The 3,028-nt window shown below is 43.7% G+C and carries 3 protein-coding genes; 2 read left to right on the top strand and 1 reads right to left on the bottom strand.

Annotated elements, in window-relative coordinates:
- On the top strand, positions 1 to 318 hold a 318-nt coding region (locus ENN47_03890; protein ID HDP77321.1), incomplete at its 5' end, for a dipeptidase.
- On the opposite strand, the gene ENN47_03885 is transcribed toward ENN47_03890, so the two are convergent.
- Positions 311 to 877 carry an MBL fold metallo-hydrolase gene (locus ENN47_03885; GenBank protein ID HDP77320.1) on the bottom strand — a complete coding sequence of 189 codons (567 nt, stop codon included), beginning with the start codon at positions 875 to 877 and terminating at the stop codon, positions 311 to 313. The genes ENN47_03890 and ENN47_03885 overlap by 8 nt on opposite strands.
- A gap of 248 nt (positions 878 to 1,125) precedes the next feature.
- Between ENN47_03885 and ENN47_03880 the strand changes: the two genes are divergently transcribed.
- Positions 1,126 to 2,805 carry an HD domain-containing protein gene (locus ENN47_03880; GenBank protein HDP77319.1) on the top strand — a complete coding sequence of 560 codons (1,680 nt, stop codon included), beginning with the start codon at positions 1,126 to 1,128 and terminating at the stop codon, positions 2,803 to 2,805.
- Positions 2,806 to 3,028 lie beyond the last annotated feature (223 nt).

Genomic DNA, 3,028 nt, shown 5'->3' with positions numbered 1-3,028 from the left:
GAGGGAATCAATTACTGGGGCAACTGGGAGATATTCAATAGACTGGCACTGTTAAGAAATTCTAAGGCGAAAGAACTATGGAAGGAATACTGTCTGCCTCTGGAGCTGGACTTATTGCTGCACCGGGGGAAGATGTCAGAAGAAGTCCTTACGAGTCAAGCCTTCGAAAAGAGCTGGAATATTGCAAGGAAGATGACTTCTCTACTTAGAGAGGAGAAAGAAGATGTTGGGTTCTTTGACAGGAACTACTGGAATAGGCATAACAAGAAACTTCAACAGCTCAAGCAAAGGAATTTCAGGAAGGAGCTTCCTACCTAAAGAAGGGGTTTTCTCTCAAGATAACTTGTGCAGTTGCTTCCGGTCCGTGGCCCGGGAAAACCCGCAGACAGGGAAGTTCATTGAAAAGTCGCCTGAGTTGCTGTATGCTTTTCTGCATTTCGATTTCATTTCCACCTGGAAGATCGGTTCTTCCAATGGAATTAGAAAAGACCGTATCTCCGGAAAACAATTGCTTTTCGCCATAGAGGAAGCAGCAAGAACCCTCTGTGTGCCCTGGAGTATGCAAGCACTTCCACTGACCATCAAGAATCTCGGGTGTCCATATCTTAGCTTCTTCCAGTAGCAGCACCTCTTTTCCGAAAATATTCAGAAGACTTTTCTCTGGATCAATCAACATATCTCTATCCAGCTCGTGGATAACGATCTCATCTGAGATTATTTTATCGAGATCAAAGATGTGATCAGCGTGACCGTGAGTTAGCAGAATACGCACTTGCTTACTTCCTACAAAAGGGAGAAGTTCAGAAGAAACTCCCCATCCCGGATCGATAATGGTCACCCTGTCCGTTTCCTCCACCACGTAGCAATTCTCATCCATAGCTCTAGATAAAAACCTCTTAACTTCCATCACCTACAACACCTCTCTCAGATATCACTAACACTCCATTTCAAATGATTAAAGAAGTAGCGAAGGGAAAATGATCCTGAAGATAAGCTTTCTCAGGCAGAAAAGCTTCAGGTCAATTACTCTCATCTCTTAAGACTCCTCAAGATGGCCGTAATCATGCATTATCCCGATTTTACCAGAAAGCCGGTCGCGTGATAGAATACTGAGGGGAAGAGGAGTTGGATTTGAAGAATTCTAGAGTTTGCGGTCTGGCCTTAAGGTTTAACTATGATGATCCCGAGAGTTTTAGGTCTGAGCTGAGGGCTATTCTTGATGAAGAGGATCTCTCGAGAGAAGATATCGGAGTATTGGTAGCTCTCGACTTTGCATACTCTCAGACATTCGACGAGACGGGTGTATTTGACTTCTCCGATGTGGAAAGTGAACTTCTGGCAGAAGGAATATACTCTCTTGCGTATTTTTTTGCCAGGAATTCAGAGGACAAGATTGCTTACCTTGTTTCTAAGCTTGCAGTGGATCTAATTGCAGAGGAATGTGGAAAGGAACAGGAAATCAACCTCAAGATACTCCATATGATGACTTCATTTGAAATGGGCTTCGGAGACGAAACACTCTCGCTTTTTGCCGAACTCGTGAAGCTGGAGGAGTATGTACCGACCCAGAAGCGCTTTGAATACTACAATGATCTTGGTCTGGTCTCGACTCAGCTCCAGACCGGTGACAATCCATGGAAATTCTATGAGAGAGCAAAAGAAGTTGCAGAATCACCGGTAAGAATGCTAATGGTTCAGCTGAACATGATCGACTATCTCTACTCGAAGAACAGATTTGCTGAGGCAATAAAGCTTCTTGATCAGGTCGAAGGATGCAATGTGGTTTCAATAAACGGGTACAAGCTCATGATTAACTTGAAGATTCTCCTTCAAATGAATGACCTCAGCAGAGCGGCAGTTATTGCCGAACAACTTGAATCGCTCATAAACTCTCATATCGAATGGACAGACATCGCAGTATCATACATTTTTCTTGGGCACTTCTACGTGAAAAGCGGCAACATCTCCAGAGCGGAGAACTATCTCAATCAACTCAAGTCTCTTCCGGATGAATCTATGACCAGTTATATCAAGGGAGAAACACTGATTCTTGAAGCGTCAATAATGCAGGTTAAGGGAGAGCACTTTAAAGCTCTAGAGAATTCAGTTGGCGCATTCGAGTCACTTACTCTCTATAGTACAACTTCTCCCCATTTGAAGGACTTCGTGAACAACCTTTTCGAGAGCATCTCTTCAGTGTTCCGTCAGCTTATTAGAGAGTTAAGGCTTAAGGATGACTATACTGCTCTCCATACTCTTCGCGTCCTCAAAATTTGCTATGAGTTCGGAAAGGAACTTGATCTTGAGAAGATCGATCTTTTCAATCTTTCAATCGGCGCGATGCTACACGATTATGGAAAGGTCGACATTCCTTTCAATACGTTGAATAAGCCGTCATCTTTGACCGAAGAAGAGTTTACGGAGATAATGAGACACCCGGTATATGGCGAACGCTACCTGAGTGATCTGAATTTTCCGAAGGCAGTAAGAGATATTGTTAGGCATCATCACGAGAGAATAGACGGGAATGGCTATCCCGACGGCCTGAAGGGAGACGAAATCCACACGCTTGTCCAAATAGTTGCAGCGGCCGACGTCTTCGATGCACTGACGACCGACAGACCGTACAGAAAGGCCATAACGAAAGCAAGAGCGCTAGAGTACCTAGAAGAAAAAGGCGACCAATTGATCTCAAAAGGTCTCCTCACAAGATTCATAGAATTCTCTCAGCGCAAAGAAATAAGTGTCAAAGAAGAAGAAATAACTGTATTGTGGCGTTCAATAATCTCCGAGCTTTTCAAATGAATCGGAACAATGTCAACTCGAATAAAATCAATAACCTTCGGGAATTTTCCAGAGTCCAGGTCCGCCGTCAACGGTAATCTCGTCCTCGGGGATCTTCCATAGGCCTGGTCCTGCAAAGGCAAAGGTACCAAAAGCAACAAGTCCTATAAGTAAAATCGCAACAATTTTCTTCATAATCGAAAACCTCCCATAATCCCAATAGAGTGCAAAAGAGTCGATCAAT

It is taken from the genome of Mesotoga infera (assembly GCA_011045915.1).
Taxonomy (GTDB): Bacteria; Thermotogota; Thermotogae; order Petrotogales; family Kosmotogaceae; genus Mesotoga; species Mesotoga infera_D.
Note: the sequence above shows the minus strand (reverse complement) of the source record. Positions and strands in the feature narration are given on the sequence as shown.

What these genes read in the sequence shown, in the direction of transcription:
- ENN47_03885 (HDP77320.1), bottom strand. Translation starts at nt 877, where the DNA reads ATGGATGAGAATTGCTACGTGGTGGAGGAAACGGACAGGGTGACCATT.